Genomic DNA, 16,940 nt, shown 5'->3' with positions numbered 1-16,940 from the left:
GCCCCTCAGTCCCATTCCAGGCCGCCGCGGCGCCAGACGTATGCGTAGGCGACGAAGACGGTGAGCACGAAGAGCAGCATCTCGACGAGCCCGAAGATCCCCAGGGAGTCGAAGGTGACGGCCCAGGGGTAGAGGAAGACGATCTCGATGTCGAAGACGATGAAGAGCATCGCCGTGAGGTAGTACTTGATGGGGAAGCGTCCGCCGCCGGCGGGCATCGGGGTCGGCTCGATGCCGCACTCGTACGCCTCAAGCTTCGCCCGGTTGTACCGTTTTGGGCCGATCAGCGTGGCCATGACCACGGAGAAGATCGCAAACCCTGCGCCGATGGCGCCGAGCACGAGGATGGGTGCGTAGGCATTCACGCTCCTCGCTCCTTCCAGTCGTCCTTGACCGTTGGACCGCTGCGCCGGCATGAGGGGCCCTCCCAGCGGTGGCCGGGGGGAGCCGCCCCGGGAGACCGCGGCCGCCGGAGCGGGGGCGATCGCATGTGAGGCAGTTCACAAGCCGGACTGGTGCGCATCTTATGCCTGCCGGTCTGTGATCTGCGACACGGGTAACAACACCGAGTTTGTGATCTCCACCACCTGACGAACGATCATGAAGCCCAACGAGTGGCGATCTTCATACGCAAGGCATCCACATGATCACCAAAGGTGACATCCGACCCCGTCACCGCAGGTGGAGGCGGCCTTGCACTATCAAACAATGGGCGCTACAGGCAAATTGGCGACGAGGCCGCCGGGGTGGTAAGGGAATCCGCCTCCCCCGCCCGGGGGAGGTCGGCCGTACGGAAGTGGACGGCCCCTGCGGCGCCGGGGGGATGTGCACCGGTTCACGAACCCGCGCCGCTCCCGCCGCACCGGGAAACGCACGGACACCTCACGGTCGGATCACGGACCGGCCACGGCGCCCTCACGACGGCGGGCGACTGTGACCTGCGACACACCCGGGAGGGCCCGCAAAAAGGAGGCTTGGCCATCTGTACGGGTGGATGGTAGGCGGTGGATCAATTCGGACTTATTACTGAAACGCCATGATCACAGCCCTGTGAAGGGGTGTCCGATTAGTCCGTTACGGCGTCAATAAGAGGCGCGGCGCGCCCGGTTGCCCGCCGATTTCCGCAACTGTGGCGCAGACCACGTTTCTTGAAGGTGACCCTGCACCCCTGATAGCGGTTGTCCCATGTCCCACACCGCTCACATACCCAGCCACCGGAAGCCCCGCCGCAGCACCTCGAAGCTCGCGGTCCGCGCCGGAGTTGCCGGTGGCGTCCTCAGCACCCTGGCCATGGCCGGCACCGCGAGCGCGTCCCCGTCTACCGAGCCCGTGGCCGAGACGACGCTGGAGATGCCGGTCCTCAGCCTGGACCTCGGCACCGAGGTCTCCAACGCCGTCAACACGGCCGCCGAGAACACCCGCGTCGCCGCCGTCGAGGCCGCCGTCACCGGCGAGCTGAACGCCCAGGAGGAGAGCGCCCGTACGGGTGCCGCCGCCGAGGCGAAGCAGGCGAAGGAAGACGCCCAGAAGGTCGCCGAGCAGAAGGCCAAGCAGGAGGCCGACCGCAAGGCCGACGCCGAGCGCGCCACCCGCAACGGCGGCCGCTCCTCCCTGACCAGCGCCTCCGCCTCCGACGACGGCAGCGGTGCCGTGGTCAAGGGCGGCTCCAGCAGCGGCCGCTCCTCCGCCACCGGCTCCGCCGCGGCCATCGTCAACTTCGTCTACGCCCAGGTCGGCAAGGCGTACGTCATGGGCGCCACCGGCCCCTCCGCGTACGACTGCTCGGGCCTCGTGCAGGCCGCCTACCGCCAGGCGGGCATCACCCTGGACCGTGTCTCGCAGGACCAGTCCATGGCCGGCACCTCGGTCTCGCTCAGCAACCTCCAGCCGGGCGACATCCTGTACTGGGGCCCCAAGGGCAGCGCCTACCACGTCGCCATCTACGTCGGCGGCGGCAAGTTCGTCGGCGCGCAGAACCCCAGCGCGGGCATCGTCGAGCGCACGATGAGCTACGACATGCCGACGGGCGCGGTCCGCGTCCTCTGACCCACCCGGTCTCCGCGAGGTCCGGTACTCCCCCTCACCCAGCTACCGCTGGGAGGTGCCCCCAGGGGGCGGAGTACCGGACCTTCGGCATGCCCGGAATCCCGCCCCGCGGACGGCCCGTGCGGAACCCGCCGGGGCCCTGCGAAGATAGGCGGCGTACCCGTGCGCCCGTTGCGATTCCCTGAGGTGGTGATCCCGTGAGCGGAACCTCGTGCGAGGAGCCCGGCGACGCCACCGCCCTCCCCGCCGCCCTCGGCCTGTGCCTCCTGTCGGTCGGCGGCTGGCTGCTGACCACCGCCCGCCCCTGGCGCAAGCCCGGCACCCCCCTGGCCCTGGGCCTCGGCTGGACCGTCTCCTGCGCCCTCCTGCTGACCGGCCTGGTCCTCATGGCCCGCTGCGTGCGCGCCGTCCACGGGGCCCCGGAGGGCGTCGAGGAGCCCGCGGACGGCTGAGCCGCCCGCCGGGGACCCGGGGGCGGCTCAGGAGGCGTCTGGGGCCGGCTCAGGCCTTCGGGGCCACCTTCGAGAGGCCGTTGATGATGCGGTCCATCGCGTCGCCGCCCGTCGGGTCCGTCAGGTTCGCCAGCATCTTCAGCGTGAAGCGCATCAGCACCGGGTGCGTCAGGCCCCGCTGCGCGGCGATCTTCATGACCTTCGGGTTGCCGATCAGCTTCACGAAGGCGCGGCCCAGCGAGTAGTAGCCGCCGTAGGTCTCCTTCAGCACCTTCGGGTAGTTGTGCAGCGCCAGCTCCCGCTGCGCCGGGGTGGCGCGGGCGTGGGCCTGCACGACGACGTCCGCCGCGATCCGGCCCGACTCCATCGCGTAGGCGATGCCCTCGCCGTTGAACGGGTTGACGAGCCCGCCCGCGTCACCGACCAGCAGCAGGCCCTTGGTGTAGTGCGGCTGCCGGTTGAAGGCCATCGGCAGGGCCGCCCCGCGGATCGGCTGCGTCATGTTCTCGGGGGTGTAGCCCCAGTCCTCCGGCATGGACGCGCACCAGGCCTTGAGGACCTCGCGCCAGTCCAGCTCCTTGAACGCGGAGGAGGAGTTGAGGATGCCGAGGCCGACGTTGGACGTGCCGTCGCCCATGCCGAAGATCCAGCCGTAGCCGGGCAGCAGCCGGTCCTGCGGGCCGCGCCGGTCCCACAGCTCCAGCCAGGACTCCAGGTAGTCGTCGTCGTGCCGGGGCGAGGTGAAGTACGTGCGCACCGCCACGCCCATCGGGCGGTCCTCGCGCCGGTGCAGGCCCATCGCGAGGGACAGGCGCGAGGAGTTGCCGTCGGCCGCGATGACGAGCGGGGCGTGGAAGGTGGCCGGGGTCTTCTCCTCGCCGAGCTTCGCCTGCACGCCGGTGATGTGCCCGGTGCGCGGGTCGCGGACGGGCTCGCCGACGTTGCAGCGCTCGTACAGGCGGGCGCCGGCCTTCTGCGCCTGACGGGCCAGGATCTCGTCGAAGTCGTCGCGCTTGCGCACGAGTCCGTAGTCCGGGAACGAGGCGAGTTCCGGCCAGTCCAGCTGGAGCCGCTGCCCGCCGCCGATGATGCGCAGGCCCTTGTTGCGCAGCCAGCCGGCCTCTTCGGAGATGTCGATGCCCATCGCCACCAGCTGCTTGGTGGCGCGCGGGGTCAGACCGTCGCCGCAGACCTTCTCGCGCGGGAACGCCGTCTTCTCCAGGAGCAGGACGTCGAGCCCCGCCTTGGCGAGGTAGTAGGCGGTCGTCGAGCCGGCGGGCCCGGCCCCGACGACGATCACGTCCGCGGAGTGTTCGGAGAGGGGCTCGGTGCGCTCGGTCACTGCGGGGTCTCCCGAAGGCTCGATAAGGGGTGCCCAACGGCACAGGACATGACGCAGTCTATGCAGCGAGAGAGATCGCGATCCGAAGGGCTGCCCCGATGACGACCTCCCCGACGACCCTGCCGCCGCTGCCGCCGCTGCCGGCGGTCCGGCTCCGCGTACCGATCGACGAGGACGCGCGGGCCTGGCACCGCGTCTTCGACGACGCGGACGTGATGGAGTTCCTCGGCGGACCCGCGGAGCTGTCCGCGTACGAGGAGATCACCGCCCGGCAGCGGATGCACGACGCGCAGTTGGGGCACTGCCTGTGGACCCTGCTGGACGGGGCCGGCGAGGTCATCGGCTTCACCGGCGCGCAGCCGTGGCCGGCGCACAAGGAGTGGGGGCCGGTGGGGCGGATCGAGATCGGGTGGCGGCTGGGGCGGGCCGCGTGGGGCAAGGGGTACGCGTACGCCGCCGCGCTGGCCACGCTGGAGCGGCTGCGGGAGGTCGGGGTCGAGCGGGTCTGCGCGGTGATCGACGCCCGCAACGTGCGTTCGGTGGCGGTGGCGGAGCGGCTCGGCATGACGCTGGCCGAGGAGTTCCCGGCCCCGCCCGACCGCCGCGCCCTGCGCTACGAGCTCGCGCTCGGCCGGCCGTAGCCCCGCCGCCCGGTGGGACCCGGCCCGCGGGGTCCCACCGGCCGGGTCAGAAGACGCTGAGGCCCGTCAGGGTCGTGAACCGGTCCAGGGCGGCCACGCCCGCGACCGAGTTGCCCTGGGCGTCCAGTCCCGGGCTCCACACCGCGAGGGTGCACCGGCCGGGGACGACCGCGATGATGCCGCCGCCGACCCCGCTCTTGCCCGGCAGCCCCACCCGGTACGCGAACTCCCCCGCCGCGTCGTAGGTCCCGCAGGTCAGCATCACCGCGTTGACCTGCTTCGCCTCGCTGCGCGTCAGTAGCCGCGAGCCGTCCGCGCGCAGCCCGTGGCGGGCCAGGAAGCGGCCGGCCAGGGCCAGGTCCGCGCAGGTCATCTCGATCGAGCACTGCCAGAAGTAGTGGTCCAGCAGCGCCGGTACGGGGTTGTCGATGTTGCCGTACGAGGCCATGAAGTGCGCGACGGCCGCGTTCCGGTCCCCGTGTTCCTGCTCGGACGCGGCGACCTCCGGGTCGAAGCCGACGTCCGGGTTCCCGCTCTCCTGCCGCAGGAAGTCCAGGAGTTCGCTGCTCGCGTCGCCCGTCAGGGTCTGGAGCCGGTCGGTGACGACGAGCGCGCCCGCGTTGATGAAGGGGTTGCGCGGGATGCCGTTCTCGTACTCCAGCTGCACCAGGGAGTTGAACGGGTTGCCGGACGGCTCCCGCCCCACCCGCTCCCACAGGCTGTCCCCGCCCTCGGCGAGGGCGAGGGCCAGCGCGAAGACCTTGGTGATCGACTGGGTGGAGAAGGGGACCTGCCAGTCGCCGGTGCCGAAGACGTTGCCGTCGAGGTCGGCGACCGCCATCCCGAACCGCCGCGGGTCCACCCCCGCCAGCGCCGGGATGTACTCGGCCGGGGTGCCGCTGCCGATCAGCGGGGCGACGTCCGCCGCGATGCGTTCCAGGAGGTGCTGGTAGTCCACGGGAGCCAACGGACGCTACTGGGCCTTGACGCCGCGGTGCAGGGCCACGATGCCGCCGCTGAGGTTGCGCCAGGCGACCTCGCCCCAGCCGGCCTTCTGGAGCAGCCCGGCCAGCGCCGGCTGGTCCGGCCACGCGCGGATGGACTCGGCGAGGTACACGTACGCGTCGGGGTTCGAGGACACCGCGCGGGCCACCGGCGGCAGCGCGCGCATCAGGTACTCGGTGTAGACCGTCCGGAACGGCGCCCACGTCGGCTGCGAGAACTCGCTGATGACGACCTGCCCGCCGGGCTTGGTCACCCGGTACAGCTCGCGCAGCGCGGCGTCCGTGTCCTGGACGTTGCGCAGCCCGAAGGAGATCGTCACGGTGTCGAAGACGTCGTCCTTGAAGGGGAGCCGGGTCGCGTCGCCCGCCGTCAGCGGGAGCCACGGGTTGCGCTTCTTGCCCTCGCGGAGCATGCCCAGGGAGAAGTCGCAGGGGACGACGTACGCGCCGGTCGCGGCGTACGGGAGGGACGAGGTCGCGGTGCCGGCGGCCAGGTCGAGCACCTTGTGGCCCGGGCGGGCGGCGACCGCCTTCGCGGCCTCCTTGCGCCACAGGCGGGCCTGGCCGAGCGAGAGGACGTCGTTGGTGAGGTCGTACTTCTCCGCCACGCCGTCGAACATGGAGGCGACTTCGTGCGGCTGCTTGTCCAGGGAAGCCCTAGTCACTGGCGGTGGCCCCTCGCTGCTCGGTGTCTGCCGGTCGGTCGGCTCGTACGGGGCCATCCTCTCAGGCCCGCACCCGGACCGGAGCGGTGCCCTCACCCGGCCGGGGCCAAGGCGTTCCCGGGGCCGCGGGCGCCCGCCGCCGAGCCCCCCGCCCGGAGTCCCTACCGCCGCCGGTGCAGCAGCCGGCCGCCGATGACCGTCGCCACGCAGGTGGTCGCCCCGCGCTCCAGCAGCTCCGCCTCGTCCGCCACCGCGAACACCGCGAACCGGGCCGCGGCCCCCGCCTCCAGCACCCCGTGGAAGGCCTCTGCGGCGCTCTCCCGCCCGGTGAGCGGGTCCAGCGCGGGCGCGCCCCCAGAGGGGGCGGGAGGGACGACGGCCAGGCCCGAGCGGACCACCGCCGTGCGCACCGCCGGGACCGTGAACCGCCCGGCGACCGCCACCACCCCGCGCGCCAGCAGCTTCTGCGTGCCGCGCCGGGCGCTGTTGCCCCAGCGGGACTCGGTCAGCTTCAGGGCGTCGAGCGCCGCCGCCCCGGTGATCGGGTCGGGTCCGAGCTCGGTGACCTCGTACGGGTCGTCCGGGTAGTACGTCCCCTCCAGCAGCACGTCCGCCCCGCGCGCCAGCAGCCCCGGGGTCAGCACCCCGGGCCAGCGCCGCACGCGGGCGTGCGGGGCTGCCGCGCCGAGCTCCCCGTACGGGCCCGTGCGGACGATCCGGTCGCCCTCCACCAGGACGGCGCCGGCCCCCAGCGGTGCGGCGCCCGGGCCGGTGACGAGGAGGTCGGCGGTGTGCAGCGTCAGCATCGGGGACCGGTCCGCGTCAGTTCGCGGAGATGAGCTTCAGCTCGGGGTGGGCGGTGCCCCCCTCGATGGCGGTCGAGGAGATGTGCGAGACGACGCGGTCGTCGACGGGGTCGTTCGCCGGGTCCTCGTGGACGACGAGGTGCTCGTACGTCGTCGCGCGCTGCGCCGGGACGCGGCCCGCCTTGCGGATCAGGTCGATGATCTCCTGGCGGTTCGAGCGGTGCTTGGCGCCGGCGGAGGAGACGACGTTCTCCTCCAGCATGATCGAACCGAGGTCGTCGGCGCCGTAGTGCAGGGCGAGCTGGCCCGCCTCCTTGCCGACGGTCAGCCAGGAGCCCTGGATGTGCGCGACGTTGTCGAGGAAGAGCCGCGCGATCGCGATCATGCGCAGGTACTCGAACACCGTCGCCTGCGTCCGGCCCTTGAGGTGGTTGTTCTCGGGCTGGTACGTGTACGGGATGAACGCGCGGAAGCCGCCGGTGCGGTCCTGCGTGTCACGGATCATCGCGATGTGTTCGATGCGCTCGGCGTTGGTCTCGCCGGTGCCCATCAGCATGGTGGAGGTGGACTCCACGCCCAGCTTGTGGGCGATCTCCATGATCTCCAGCCAGCGCTCGCCGGACTCCTTCAGCGGGGCGATCGCCTTGCGCGGCCGCTCCGGCAGGAGTTCGGCGCCGGCGCCCGCGAAGGAGTCGAGGCCGGCGGCGTGGATGCGCTGGATGGCCTCCTCCGCGGAGACCCCCGAGATGCGGGCCATGTGCTCGACCTCGGACGCGCCGAGGGAGTGGATGACCAGCTGCGGAAAGGCCTTCTTGATGGCGGAGAAGTGCTCCTCGTAGTACTCCACGCCGAAGTCCGGGTGGTGCCCGCCCTGGAACATCACCTGCGTGCCGCCGAGCTCGACGGTCTCCGCGCAGCGGCGCAGGATGTCGTCGAGGCCGCGGGTCCAGCCCTTCTTCGTGTCCTTCGGGGCCGCGTAGAAGGCGCAGAACTTGCAGGCCGTGACGCACACGTTGGTGTAGTTGATGTTGCGCTCGATGATGTACGTCGCGATGTGCTCCGTACCCGCGTAGCGGCGCCGGCGCACCGCGTCGGCGGCCTGGCCGAGGGCGTGCAGGGGAGCGTGCCGGTAGAGGTCGAGCGCCTCTTCCTTGGTGATCCGGCCCCCCTCGGCGGCGCGGTCGAGGACGGACTGGAGTGCGGCCAGGTCGGTCACCGGTGGGTCACCTTTCGGCGGTGTGTCAAGGGTCCGGACCGATCCAGCCTACGCCAGCGCCCCCGACCGGCTCCGCCAGGGGGCGGGGACCCGCGTCAGGGGCTGCGCACGAGGTCGCCCTCGGGGTTGCCGGCCCCCCTGTCGCCCGACCTGTAGTGCAGCGTGCCGCCGGGGTTGAGGGTGAAGCGCTCGTCGGCGGAGCCGCCGGAGCAGATGCCCGGGGCCGGATTGGTGCCGACCGAGCTGTCCAGGACCAGGGAGCCGTCGGTGGCGGAGGAGAGCCGCCAGTCGCCACTGCAGTCGGTGCCGAGCACGGGCAGCACCGACTTGTCCCGGGCGACGACCTCGCCGATCCCGCCGGCCTTGATGGTGATCTCGAACTCGGTGGTGGCCTTGATGCTGGTGGTGACGCTGCCCTTCCAGGTGCCGATGAACGGCTCGGGCACGTCCTTGCGGGACCCCTTCGGCGCGGAGGCGGAGGACGAGGGGGCGGAGGCCGCGGGCTGCGGCGCCGAGGCGGCCGGGGGCTTGCCCACCGCCGCGTCCCGGGCGTCCCCCTGACCGGGCAGCAGCCCCATCCCGTACAGCCCGCCGGACAGCGCCACCAGGGCGGCCGCCGCGCCGAGCACCAGGGTGCAGCTGAAGCGGCGGCCGGCCGCGCTGACGGTGACCCCGCGCCGCTCGTCCGCCGGAACGGTCCGCGGCCCCGGCACCCCGCCGCGCCCCGCCGTCTCGGTGGGCGCCCCGTACACCCCGCCGCCCGTGGCTCCGCTTCCCGTGGAGCCGGGGCCCGCCCCGTACGCCCCGCCGCCGAACCCGGCCCCCGCGCCGGAGCCGTAGGGGCCGGCGGTCGCCGCGTACCCGGGCGGGGTCCCGTACGAAGGGTCCGGCGTCCCGAAGCCGACCCCGACGGGCCCGCCGTAGGACCCCTCGGTGAACGGCACCGGCCCGGACGCGGACACCGCCCCCGGGCCGAACCCGGTCCCGGCCCCGCCCCCGGAGGCATCCGCGTCCAGGTCCAGCAGCGCCACCGCAGCCCGGCTCGCCTCCTCCACCAGCGGGGCCGGCAGCCACCCCGGAGCGCCCAGCGCCCCGCCCAGCGCGGCCGCCAGCGCCTCGGGCGACGGCCGCTCGGACGCCGCCTTCGCCAGGCAGGCCGCGATCAGCCCGCGCAGCTCGCCCTCCGGGAGGGCGTCCAGCTCCGGCGGCTCGTGCACCACCTTGTAGAGGAGGGTGGCGGAGTTGTCCCCGCTGAACGGCGGCCGGCCGGTCGCCGCGAAGGCCAGCACCGCGCCCAGCGAGAACACGTCCGACGCCCCCGTGACCCCCTTGCCGAGGATCTGCTCGGGGGACATGTAGCCGGGCGAGCCGATCGACACCCCGGTGGAGGTCAGCGAGGCGGTGCCGTCCGTGGCCCGGGCGATCCCGAAGTCGATCAGCCGCGGCCCGTCGAGGGTCAGCATCACGTTGGAGGGCTTCACGTCCCGGTGGACGAGGCCCAGCGCGTGCACCGCCACCAGGGCCCGGGCCAGTCCCGCGCCCACCGCCCGCACCGAGGCCTGCGGCAGCGGCCCGTGCCCGGCGACCGCCCGGTCCAGCGCGGGCCCCGCCACGTACCCGGTCGCCACCCACGGCACGGCCGCCTCCGGGTCGGCGTCCAGCACGGGCGCGGTCCACTCCCCGCCCACCCGCCGGGCGGCCTCCACCTCGCGGCGGAAGCGGGTGCGGAACTCCGCGTCGGAGGCGAAGTGGGGGTGCACGACCTTCACGGCGACGGTCCGGCCGCCCGCGCTGCGCCCGAGGTAGACCCGGCCCATGCCGCCCGCGCCGAGCCGGCCGAGCAGCCGGTACGCGCCGATCGTCCGCGGTTCACCGTCTTCGAGCGCCTGCATCGGTCCCCCCGTCCCCCGGGCTCCGTGGTCACCCGGACAGCAGCACCTTAGGGCCTGCCCGGCGGATCGGGGCCGGACCGTCGGCGGGCGTCAGCGCCGGTCCGCGCCCCACACCCCGCTCTCCCGCAGGACCGCGAGGGCGAAGGCCAGCCGCCGATCCAGCCAGCCGTCCCGCTCGACCGTGTACCAGCGGGGGCCCTGGGAGGGCCGGAAGGAGAGCACGGTCTCCTCCCCGGCCCGCCAGAGCACCGGGTGGAGCGGGGTGTCGCCGGTGTCCTCGGCGCCCAGGCTCAGGACGTTGTCGACGACGCTGCCGAGGAGCTTGCCGACGCCCCGCCCGGCGATCCGCCCGGGTCCCCCCTCGGCCCAGCGGCGCGCGGCGGCCACCTCGGGACGACCGGGCTGCTCCAGCCACCAGCCGTGCCGGACCAGCCGCTGGGCCGCCGGGGTGCGGTGGACCGCGCCGGCCTCGCGCCCGGCCGCGTCGGTCACCCGGTGGCGGTCGCCGCCGGGGCCGTCCGGGGCGACCGCGCACAGCAGCCGGGTGCGGCCCTCGTCCTCGTACAGCCGGAAGCCCGCCTGCCGCAGCGGGGCGCCGTCCGGCCCGGCCGGCGCGATGTACACGGCCGGGACCATGTACTCCTCGCCGCCGCGCACGCGCGGGACGCGCAGGGCGTGCGGTCCCGCGCCCCGCTTGGACGCGCGCACCGCGTCGCGCAGCGACCTGCCGACCGTGAACCTGGTGATCTCCTCCCAGGACACCGGTCCAAAGGACTCGCCGGTCATGTTCCTGCCGAATGCCATCCGCTTCCCCGCCCTGCCCGCCCGTATTCCCCGCGGCACAACTTCTTCCGCTTCTTCGGACGCGTACGACGGAAATGCGAAAGGCGAACGAATTACCGGCAAACGGAACATTCCCGTGCCGTGAAGCGGAAGATCCCGGGGAAGATCCCCGGGGTATTGATGATCAACGCTCGGGAGCGCCCGCCTTCAGCAACTCCACGGTCACATCTGCCGCGTAGCCGGTGTCCGCTCCCGTACGCCGCGCGAATTCCCTGACCCCTGCGAGTTGTTCCGGGCCGAAGCGGAAGTCGAGGGTGGTGAAGTAGCGCTGGAGCAGCCCGGCGTCGAAGGCCTCCCAGCGGGCCGCCTGCTCGGCGACCTTCACGACCTCCTCCAGGGAGAGGTCCCGGGAGGCGAGGAAGGCCTCGTGGGCCTCGCGGACGATCTCGGGTTCGCGGGCCAGGTAGTCCTTGCGGGCGGCCCAGACGGCGAAGACGAACGGCAGCCCCGTCCACTCCTTCCACATCTGGCCGAGGTCGTGCACGGCCAGCCCCAGCCGGGGGGCGTCGTGCAGCGAGGCGCGCAGCGCGGCGTCCCCGATCAGCACCGCCGCGTCGGCCTCCTGCATCATCAGCCCCAGGTCAGGGGGGCAGGTGTAGTAGTCGGGCCGCACCCCGTACTGCTCGGCGAGCAGCAGCTGGGCGAGGCGCACGGAGGTCCGCGAGGTCGAGCCGAGGGCCACCCGGGCCCCGTCCAGCTGCTCCAGCGGGACCTGCGAGACGATCACGCAGGACATCACGGGGCCGTCGCAGCCGACCGCCAGGTCGGGGAAGGCGACGAGCCGGTCGGCGTTGCGGAGGAACTCCACGAGGGTGATCGGCGCGATGTCCAGGTCGCCCTGCACCAGGCGCTCGCTGAGCTTCTCGGGGGTGTCCTTGGTCAGCTCCATGTCCAGCAGCGTGCCGGTGCGCGCGAGCCCCCAGTAGAGGGGCATGCAGTTCAGGAACTGGATGTGGCCGACCCGGGGCCGGCTGCGATAGACGTCCACATCGCGAGACTAGCGGCGCTTCTCCGTCAGCGATCGAGCGGGTCTCAAACGTCCGGGTGACGTGATCTTTCCCTCTGGTCTCGCCCCGAGGGTGCGTGCTAGGCTCGACGCAAGTTGCAGTTTGGTTTCCCTTGCAGTACGAGGCCTGCGGAGCATGTAACCCGCAGGCTTTTGTAGTTTTCAGACTTCTTAGCAGGTTCTGGAGCAGGGCGACCCTTTGGCCCATAGGAGGGCTCATGGCTACCGGAACCGTGAAGTGGTTCAACGCTGAAAAGGGCTTCGGCTTCATCGCCCAGGACGGCGGCGGCCCGGATGTCTTCGTCCACTACTCCGCGATCAACGCCTCTGGCTTCCGCTCCCTCGAGGAGAACCAGCAGGTGAACTTCGACGTCACGCAGGGTCCGAAGGGCCCGCAGGCGGAGAACGTCACCCCGGCCTAGTCGCCAGGCCGACCGGATCGCGGTCGGATATCGCAGTACCCAAGGAGCCCTGCCCCTCCGTGCGAACGGAAGGGGCGGGGCTCCTGCCTTTCCCTCCGGAGCGGTGCCCCACCGCCGTTCGGGGCCGAGTCGTGGTTCCCCTGAGTGATCGCGCGGTCACGTTGCGTGCACTTCGGGAGCGGGTCGGGGATGTTCGAACGCGAACACCAGGCCCGAACTCACGGAGGATCAGATGACGAAGCTCGCTTGGGCCGCACGGGGGATTTCGGCGGTGACGGGGGCGGTGCTCCTCGGCGCGCTCATGGCACCGTCCGCGGCCGCCGGCGGGGGCGCGGACCACGACCCCCAGCACAAGAGGAAGTCCGCCCATTCCGGCAAGGCCGCGATGCAGCACAAGCAGGCCAAGCACGCCAAGCAGGCCAGGTCCGAGGACGACCGGGACGAGCACAAGAAGAAGTGCTCCACCTCGCGCGACGTCAGCGTCACCGCGCCGGACTACATCAACTTCCCCGCCGGCGTGACCTTCCACGTGGCGACCGACCGGCACGGCCACGCGTTCCTCAACGACAGCCGCAACCCGGGCGTCTGGATCAACCTGGGGAACCTCCCCAACGCGCCCCAGTGCGTCACGGACGCCGACGCCACGGTCACCGAGCGCAACCCCGGCTACCTCTACGTCGACCTGCTGGGCAAGGACGGGGTGATCCACGAGGCCCGGTGCACCACCTCGGACACGCCGTTCACCCCGGCGAACCTGGCGGCCGCCTGCGGCGCCGGCTTCTCCCCCCTCCAGGACACCCCCGTATAAGGGTCCCCTGCACGACGGCACGGCCGGTCGCCCCGGGGCGACCGGCCGTGCCGTCGTACGGGCGGGCGCGGGTCAGACGACCTTGACGTCCAGGACCAGCTCGGCCCCGTCCGCCGTGGTCAGCCGCAGGTGGTACGTGCCCGCCGGCACGCCCGCCGTCTGCAGCTCCGGCAGGGAGACCTTCCCGTCGGCCTTGGTCTTGGGCAGCTCCAGGGCGAACAGCTTCTGGTCGGCCGACGCGCCCTTGAAGAAGGGGCCCTTCGCCGTCTTCGGGTCCACCGGGACCCAGGCGCCGGGCTTGCCGGTGACCAGCGCCGCGGTGACCTGGACGCCGGTCTGCGCCGTGCCGCCGCGGGCCGCCAGGAACTCCAGGCCCTTGACCGGGGTGCCGGCCGCGACCTCGACGGCCTTGGTGCCGTCCGTCCGGGTCAGCGCCAGGGGCTGTTCGGCCGGCTTCGCGGTGACCTTGCCGTCCAGCGCCACGGTGAACTGGCCCTTGGCGTCGTAGGCCGTGGCCCGCAGGGTGAAGGTGCCCGCCTTCGGGCCCGCCTTGAGCCGCGGCGCGGTCGCGACGCCCTGGGCGTCGGTACGGACGACCACGCTCGACTCGTCGCCGAAGACGAAGCCCGTCCCGCCGGTGGTGTCCTGCTCCACGGCGACGACGACGGCCTGGCCGACGGCCGGCTTGCCGTCGCTGAGCACCGCCTTGAAGCGGGCGCCGTCCGCGAACGTGCTGCCGGCCTCCGCCTCCAGCGCGCCGTCGCCCACCCGCTCCAGCTTGGCCAGCGTCGCCGGCGCCGGGGTCGGCTTGGACGGCTCCGGCGTGGGCTTCGACGGCTCGGGGGTGGGCTTCGGGGTGGGCTTCGGGTCCGGCTTCGGCGCCTGCGGGTTCGGGGTCGGGACGTGCGGCGGGGTGGGCACGGTCGGCGTCGGCGGGGTCGGGTAGGTGCCGACGGGCGGGTTCGGGATCCCGGCGGTGCCGTCCTGCTGGTACTGGCGCATGTAGCCGAGCACGCTGTTCACGTACTCGCGCGACTGGTTGTAGCTGAGGATCGCCTTGTCGAGGTCGGCGGGGTTGGAGAGGTCCTTGCCGCCCGCGCAGAGGTAGAGGCCGGCGCCGAGGGCCGCGTCGTAGATGTTGTTCGCGTCGCGCTTGCCGTCCCCGTTGCCGTCGGCCTTCCAGGTGGCCCAGGTGGAGGGGATGAACTGGAGCGGGCCGAAGGCGCGGTCGTACTCGGTGTCGCCGTCGAACTCGCCCTTGTCGGTGTCGAGGATCTTCGCGAAGCCGTTGCCGTCGAGGCGCGGGCCGCGGATCGGCCGCTCGGTGGTGCCGTCCTCCTTGAGCCCGTAGCCGGAGGCGTGCACGGACTCGATGCGGCCTATGCCCGCGATCAACTGCCAGGGCAGCTTGCACTTGGGCAGCGCGGCGGCGACGGCGAGCTCGGCGCGCTTGTAGGCGTCGAGGGCCGTCGCGGGGATGCCGGCGGCGCCCTCGGCGGCCGTTCCCCCCGCGCCCGCGGCGGGCGGGACCACGGGGTCGGCGAGCTGGCCCGGCAGGTCGAGGCGGGCGTCACCGCGCTCGGCGGCCTGCGGGCTGTCCGGGGTGGGCTCGGCCTCGCCCGCGCCGGCGACCGGCGTGTTGGTCACGACGGCGGCCGTGGTGAGGCTGGCGGCGAGGGCAGCCGTGCACAGTACCTTGCGCGAGGTGTTGACTACATGACGGTGAAGCGGCTTCACGGTGCGGCGATCCCCCCAAGGCGGCCGGCGAAGTCAGGCGCACGGCCGGTCGGGCCGTGATTGTTCTGTCTATCAGGTATTCGGATCCGACTCGCCGTCGCCCCCGCAGATATGACGCACCATTCGTCTCGGCTTCACCCGTCTGTGGCCCAGGACGTCCAGCCCGCCTCCTGCGGCCCTCCGGCCCGGCCCGAACGGGACTTCCGACCCTGCCCGGAACACCCCAAAGGCCCGTCCCGGTACGCCTTGTTGGAATTTACCCTGTTTCCATGGCGAGTGGCGGCAAGAAGGACCGGCGGCGCGGGGCCCGTGAACGGCTCCTGGCGGAACGGGAGGAGGAGGCGCGGCGCGTCCGGCGGCGCGGGCGGCTGCTCGTCGGCGGGGCGCTGGTCGCCGTGCTCGCGCTCGCGGCCGGGGTGGGCCTGTACGCCTCGCGGTCGGCCGGTTCGGGCGCGGGCGAGGCGGGCGGGAAGCCGTTCGTCCGCCCGGCGCACACCGCCGGGGAGGACGGGGTGGTGGTCCCGTACGGCAGGCAGGACGCGAAGGACCTCGTGTCGGTCTGGCTGGATCCGCGCTGCCCGTTCTGCGCGGGCGTGGAGACCGGTCTCGGGGCGGCCTTCAAGGAGCGGGCGGACGCCGGGGACTACCGCGTCGAGTACCACTTCGCCACCTTCCTGGACGGGGCCCTCGGCGGGAAGGGCTCCAAGCGCGCCCTGAACGCGCTGGGCGCGGCGGTGAACGAGGACCCGGGCAAGTTCATGGACTACCTGCGGGTGCTCTACGAGAACCATCCGGAGCGGGAGTCGGACGACAGGTTCGGCTCGACGGCCACCCTGCTCGACCTCGCCGGCCGGGTGCCGGGGTTGCGCGGCCCCGGCTTCGACGCGGCCGTCGAGGAGCTGACGTACATGCCGTGGGTGGACCGGGTCGCGCGGGCCTTCCACCGCAGCGGCAAGAAGGGCGCGCCGGTGGTGGAGGCCAACGGCGAGGAGGTCGGCGTACTGACGGGCAGGGGCCTGGAGACGATCACCCCGGAGGCCTTCGGGCGACTGGTCGCGGCGCACCCGAGGACGTGACCCGGCGCGCGGCGGCGACCGGCGGCCGCCTCAACTCCTGATAGTTTCAAGCCAGACGAGAGCACTGGTGTACGACGCCTCCCCCTTCCGTGAAGGCATCCGGAAGGCGGAGCGGGCCGTGGCCCAGGCGTTCGCCGCCCCGCCTCACCCGTCGGCCGCCGCTCTCCTGCCCGCGCCGCCGATCCCGAAGGCCTGCCATGACCACCCCGCCGCCGCAGCAGCCCGCGCCGAACCCCTATTCCGGCGCCCCCGTCCCGCCGAACCCGTACGCGGGCGGCGCCCCGCAGCCGAACCCGTACGCCCAGCAGCCCGCCGGCGGGCCCCAGCCCGGCCAGCCGCCCGTCGGGCCGCCGGCCGGTCCGGGCGCCTGGCACGCGCCGCAGCCGGCCTCCGGCTTCCCGGCCCAGCAGGGCGCCCCCGGCCCGATGCCCCACGACCCCGCGTTCGCGCCCCCGTACGCCCACGCGCCCGCGCCCGGCTGCCGCAACTGCGGGGCCCCGGAGGCGGCGAACTTCGCGGTCCGCGCCCACGTCGGCGTGCTGATCATGATGCGCTTCCACACGCTCAACGGGCCCTTCTGCCGGCAGTGCGGCCGGGCGCTGGTGCGGATCATGACCACGAAGACCCTGTGCCAGGGCTGGTGGAGCCCCATCTCCCTGGTGATCTTCACGCCGTTCACGCTGCTCTGGAACCTGATCGCCTCGATCAAGTTCGGCAAGCTCCCGCACCCCACCCCCGCACCCGGCCGCCAGCCGCTGGAGGAGGGCCCGCCGGTGCACGCCCGGCCGCTCGCCTACGTGGCGATCATCCCGCTGCTGTGGTTCACCTGGGTCGCCGTGAACATCTACCTGGACGCCTCCGGGCGCCGCTGAGCCGTCCGCGCCCCGTCCCGGCCCCGCCCGGGCCCGGCGCCCCGTCCCCCCGCGCCCCTTCCCACCGCGGCCGCCCCCGCCTACCCTGACGCACCGTCAGAAATGATGCCGT

18 protein-coding genes are annotated in these 16,940 nt (G+C 72.9%); 8 read left to right on the top strand and 10 right to left on the bottom strand.

Going from position 1 to position 16,940, the window contains the following annotated elements; genetic code table 11:
• Positions 1–5: 5 nt before the first annotated feature.
• Positions 6–365: an NADH-quinone oxidoreductase subunit A gene (locus ACIRBY_RS36590; protein ID WP_045946775.1), complete on the bottom strand. Its 360-nt coding sequence runs from the start codon at positions 363–365 to the stop codon at positions 6–8.
• 820 nt (positions 366–1,185) lie between these two features.
• On the opposite strand from ACIRBY_RS36590, the gene ACIRBY_RS36585 reads away from it, so the two are divergent.
• Together ACIRBY_RS36585 and ACIRBY_RS36580 are read left to right on the top strand one after the other, a co-directional pair.
• On the top strand, positions 1,186–2,046 hold the full coding sequence (locus tag ACIRBY_RS36585; protein WP_366455680.1) for an NlpC/P60 family protein: 861 nt from the start codon (positions 1,186–1,188) through the stop codon (positions 2,044–2,046).
• Positions 2,047–2,243: 197 nt separating this feature from the next.
• Positions 2,244–2,498, top strand: a complete 255-nt coding sequence (locus tag ACIRBY_RS36580; RefSeq protein ID WP_403909042.1) for a hypothetical protein — start codon at positions 2,244–2,246, stop codon at positions 2,496–2,498.
• 49 nt (positions 2,499–2,547) lie between these two features.
• Here the strand turns inward: ACIRBY_RS36580 and ACIRBY_RS36575 are convergent, their stop codons facing one another.
• Entirely contained in the window at positions 2,548–3,840 is a 1,293-nt protein-coding gene (locus ACIRBY_RS36575) for a geranylgeranyl reductase family protein (protein WP_042814020.1), read from the bottom strand.
• A 98-nt stretch (positions 3,841–3,938) separates the two neighbouring features.
• On the opposite strand from ACIRBY_RS36575, the gene ACIRBY_RS36570 reads away from it, so the two are divergent.
• Positions 3,939–4,481, top strand: a complete 543-nt coding sequence (locus tag ACIRBY_RS36570; protein WP_403909039.1) for a GNAT family N-acetyltransferase — start codon at positions 3,939–3,941, stop codon at positions 4,479–4,481.
• A 46-nt stretch (positions 4,482–4,527) separates the two neighbouring features.
• On the opposite strand, the gene ACIRBY_RS36565 is transcribed toward ACIRBY_RS36570, so the two are convergent.
• From ACIRBY_RS36565 to ACIRBY_RS36540, 6 genes are all read right to left on the bottom strand, one after another.
• Positions 4,528–5,439: a glutaminase gene (locus ACIRBY_RS36565; RefSeq protein ID WP_366455677.1), complete on the bottom strand. Its 912-nt coding sequence runs from the start codon at positions 5,437–5,439 to the stop codon at positions 4,528–4,530.
• Between the two features lie 15 nt (positions 5,440–5,454).
• Positions 5,455–6,150, bottom strand: coding sequence for a demethylmenaquinone methyltransferase (locus ACIRBY_RS36560; protein ID WP_403909036.1), 696 nt, complete (start codon positions 6,148–6,150; stop codon positions 5,455–5,457).
• A 161-nt stretch (positions 6,151–6,311) separates the two neighbouring features.
• Positions 6,312–6,956, bottom strand: a complete 645-nt coding sequence (locus tag ACIRBY_RS36555; protein WP_403909033.1) for an imidazolonepropionase-like domain-containing protein — start codon at positions 6,954–6,956, stop codon at positions 6,312–6,314.
• 16 nt (positions 6,957–6,972) lie between these two features.
• The gene (gene mqnC / locus ACIRBY_RS36550) at positions 6,973–8,172 is read right to left on the bottom strand and encodes a cyclic dehypoxanthinyl futalosine synthase (protein WP_403909031.1); all 1,200 of its coding nucleotides are present in this window, start codon (positions 8,170–8,172) and stop codon (positions 6,973–6,975) included.
• A 95-nt stretch (positions 8,173–8,267) separates the two neighbouring features.
• Positions 8,268–10,064, bottom strand: coding sequence for a serine/threonine-protein kinase (locus tag ACIRBY_RS36545; RefSeq protein ID WP_403909028.1), 1,797 nt, complete (start codon positions 10,062–10,064; stop codon positions 8,268–8,270).
• A gap of 90 nt (positions 10,065–10,154) precedes the next feature.
• The gene (locus tag ACIRBY_RS36540) at positions 10,155–10,850 is read right to left on the bottom strand and encodes a hypothetical protein (protein WP_403909025.1); all 696 of its coding nucleotides are present in this window, start codon (positions 10,848–10,850) and stop codon (positions 10,155–10,157) included.
• On the opposite strand from ACIRBY_RS36540, the gene ACIRBY_RS36535 reads away from it, so the two are divergent.
• Positions 10,849–10,992: a hypothetical protein gene (locus ACIRBY_RS36535; RefSeq protein WP_403909024.1), complete on the top strand. Its 144-nt coding sequence runs from the start codon at positions 10,849–10,851 to the stop codon at positions 10,990–10,992. The genes ACIRBY_RS36540 and ACIRBY_RS36535 overlap by 2 nt on opposite strands.
• 39 nt (positions 10,993–11,031) lie before the next feature.
• On the opposite strand, the gene ACIRBY_RS36530 is transcribed toward ACIRBY_RS36535, so the two are convergent.
• Positions 11,032–11,895, bottom strand: a complete 864-nt coding sequence (locus ACIRBY_RS36530; RefSeq protein ID WP_403909021.1) for a menaquinone biosynthetic enzyme MqnA/MqnD family protein — start codon at positions 11,893–11,895, stop codon at positions 11,032–11,034.
• A gap of 236 nt (positions 11,896–12,131) precedes the next feature.
• Here ACIRBY_RS36530 and ACIRBY_RS36525 point away from each other — a divergent pair, with 236 nt between their 5' ends.
• Together ACIRBY_RS36525 and ACIRBY_RS36520 are read left to right on the top strand one after the other, a co-directional pair.
• On the top strand, positions 12,132–12,335 hold the full coding sequence (locus tag ACIRBY_RS36525) for a cold-shock protein (RefSeq protein ID WP_007265804.1): 204 nt from the start codon (positions 12,132–12,134) through the stop codon (positions 12,333–12,335).
• Positions 12,336–12,567: 232 nt separating this feature from the next.
• Positions 12,568–13,143, top strand: a complete 576-nt coding sequence (locus ACIRBY_RS36520) for a hypothetical protein (protein ID WP_403909018.1) — start codon at positions 12,568–12,570, stop codon at positions 13,141–13,143.
• A gap of 72 nt (positions 13,144–13,215) precedes the next feature.
• Here ACIRBY_RS36520 and ACIRBY_RS36515 read toward each other — a convergent pair whose 3' ends face one another.
• Positions 13,216–14,880, bottom strand: a complete 1,665-nt coding sequence (locus ACIRBY_RS36515; protein ID WP_403909015.1) for a lytic transglycosylase domain-containing protein — start codon at positions 14,878–14,880, stop codon at positions 13,216–13,218.
• A 269-nt stretch (positions 14,881–15,149) separates the two neighbouring features.
• Here ACIRBY_RS36515 and ACIRBY_RS36510 point away from each other — a divergent pair, with 269 nt between their 5' ends.
• Both ACIRBY_RS36510 and ACIRBY_RS36505 read left to right on the top strand, forming a co-directional pair.
• Positions 15,150–15,956, top strand: coding sequence for a thioredoxin domain-containing protein (locus ACIRBY_RS36510; RefSeq protein WP_403909013.1), 807 nt, complete (start codon positions 15,150–15,152; stop codon positions 15,954–15,956).
• Between the two features lie 197 nt (positions 15,957–16,153).
• Positions 16,154–16,828 (top strand): hypothetical protein, encoded by a 675-nt coding sequence (locus tag ACIRBY_RS36505; RefSeq protein WP_403909010.1) that lies wholly within the window; start codon positions 16,154–16,156, stop codon positions 16,826–16,828.
• Positions 16,829–16,940 lie beyond the last annotated feature (112 nt).

Origin of the sequence: Streptomyces sp. NPDC096136 (genome assembly GCF_044763325.1) — a bacterium.
GTDB lineage: Bacteria > Actinomycetota > Actinomycetes > Streptomycetales > Streptomycetaceae > Streptomyces.
Note: the sequence above shows the minus strand (reverse complement) of the source record. Positions and strands in the feature narration are given on the sequence as shown.